A 1,400-nucleotide genomic window follows, 5' to 3' on the forward strand; every position below is an offset into this window, starting at 1 on the left:
AAAGCGGAGATTGAGAGATTCGAACCCTCGCGCCGGTATAAACCGACCTACACCCTTAGCAGGGGCGCCTCTTCAGCCACTTGAGTAAATCTCCAATGGGCCTAAATGGACTTGAACCATCGACCTCACGCTTATCAGGCGTGCGCTCTAACCAGCTGAGCTATAGGCCCCTTTCCTTTGAAGCGGGTAACGAGAATCGGACTCGCGACTAAAGCTTGGAAGGCTTTCGTTTTACCACTAAACTATACCCGCAACTTCTTGCTTCCTAATGGCGCGAGACGGAATCGAACCGCCGACACAAGGAGCTTCAATCCTTTGCTCTACCAACTGAGCTATCGAGCCATTACGGTCCCTACCGGATTCGGACCGGTGATCTCCTCCGTGACAGGGAGGCGTGATAACCCCTACACCAAGGGACCATATTGCGGGAACAGGATTTGAACCTATGACCTTCGGGTTATGAGCCCGACGAGCTACCAGACTGCTCCATCCCGCGATGTTTTTATATAAAAAAAGCCAAGATCCTATGGACCTTGTAGGACTCGAACCTACGACCCGACGGTTATGAGCCGTCTGCTCTAACCAACTGAGCTAAAGGTCCAAGCTTACCTCTATAGCGGCGGGGGGGATCGAACCCTCGACCTCCCGGGTATGAACCGGACGCTCTAGCCAGCTGAGCTACACCGCCATCTGTAACTTCCTTCTTATTAAGCTACAATCGGGAAGACAGGATTCGAACCTGCGACCCCCTGGTCCCAAACCAGGTGCTCTACCAAACTGAGCCACTTCCCGAAGTGTGCACCCTGAAGGATTTGAACCTTCAACCTTCTGATTCGTAGTCAGACACTCTATCCAGTTGCGCTAAGGGTGCATCATTATATGCCGAGGACCGGAATCGAACCGGTACGGTTGTCACCAACCGCGGGATTTTAAGTCCCGTGCGTCTGCCAGTTCCGCCACCCCGGCATGATAATGATAAGCGGAAGACGGGATTCGAACCCGCGACCCCCACCATGGCAAGGTGGTGTTCTACCACTGAACTACTTCCGCATTTTTATTAAGTTTTTATGCCGATTAAAGGACTCGAACCTTCGACCCCCTGTTTACAAGACAGATGCTCTACCAACTGAGCTAAATCGGCATGGTACGGGTGGTGGGACTTGAACCCACACGTCCGAAAACACTAGAACCTAAATCTAGCGCGTCTGCCAATTCCGCCACACCCGCTTGAGTTTTTTCTGGGCCAATGAGTCGTGGCAGGCTCGAACTGCCGACCCTCTGATTAAAAGTCAGATGCTCTACCAACTGAGCTAACGACTCGATGGAGGATACAGGGCTCGAACCTGTGACCTCCTGCTTGTAAGGCAGATGCTCTCCCAGCTGAGCTAATCCTCCATTTA

Annotated in this window: 16 tRNA genes; all 16 read right to left on the reverse strand. The window is 52.4% G+C overall.

The features are described 5' to 3' along the window. Positions 1–4: 4 nt before the first annotated feature. Positions 5–94, reverse strand: a tRNA-Ser gene (locus HMPREF0528_RS08635). Positions 95–96: 2 nt separating this feature from the next. Further along, a tRNA-Ile gene (locus HMPREF0528_RS08640) sits at positions 97–170 on the reverse strand. 11 nt (positions 171–181) lie between these two features. Then, positions 182–252, reverse strand: a tRNA-Gly gene (locus HMPREF0528_RS08645). A 17-nt stretch (positions 253–269) separates the two neighbouring features. Continuing rightward, positions 270–342 (reverse strand) — tRNA-Phe (locus tag HMPREF0528_RS08650). 4 nt (positions 343–346) lie between these two features. Next, positions 347–419: transfer RNA gene (locus HMPREF0528_RS08655), tRNA-Asp, on the reverse strand. Positions 420–422: 3 nt separating this feature from the next. Beyond that, positions 423–496, reverse strand: a tRNA-Met gene (locus HMPREF0528_RS08660). Positions 497–527: 31 nt separating this feature from the next. After that, a tRNA-Ile gene (locus tag HMPREF0528_RS08665) sits at positions 528–601 on the reverse strand. 13 nt (positions 602–614) lie between these two features. Beyond that, a tRNA-Met gene (locus tag HMPREF0528_RS08670) sits at positions 615–688 on the reverse strand. Between the two features lie 30 nt (positions 689–718). Then, positions 719–792: transfer RNA gene (locus tag HMPREF0528_RS08675), tRNA-Pro, on the reverse strand. A 5-nt stretch (positions 793–797) separates the two neighbouring features. Continuing rightward, a tRNA-Arg gene (locus tag HMPREF0528_RS08680) sits at positions 798–871 on the reverse strand. A 9-nt stretch (positions 872–880) separates the two neighbouring features. After that, positions 881–966 (reverse strand) — tRNA-Leu (locus HMPREF0528_RS08685). Positions 967–978: 12 nt separating this feature from the next. Next, positions 979–1,050 (reverse strand) — tRNA-Gly (locus HMPREF0528_RS08690). Between the two features lie 18 nt (positions 1,051–1,068). Beyond that, a tRNA-Thr gene (locus HMPREF0528_RS08695) sits at positions 1,069–1,141 on the reverse strand. A gap of 1 nt (position 1,142) precedes the next feature. Next, positions 1,143–1,227, reverse strand: a tRNA-Leu gene (locus tag HMPREF0528_RS08700). Positions 1,228–1,247: 20 nt separating this feature from the next. After that, positions 1,248–1,320, reverse strand: a tRNA-Lys gene (locus HMPREF0528_RS08705). A gap of 2 nt (positions 1,321–1,322) precedes the next feature. Continuing rightward, positions 1,323–1,395: transfer RNA gene (locus tag HMPREF0528_RS08710), tRNA-Val, on the reverse strand. Between the last annotated feature and the right edge of the window lie 5 nt (positions 1,396–1,400).

It is taken from the genome of Lactobacillus johnsonii ATCC 33200 (assembly GCF_000159355.1).
Classification (GTDB): domain Bacteria; phylum Bacillota; class Bacilli; order Lactobacillales; family Lactobacillaceae; genus Lactobacillus; species Lactobacillus johnsonii.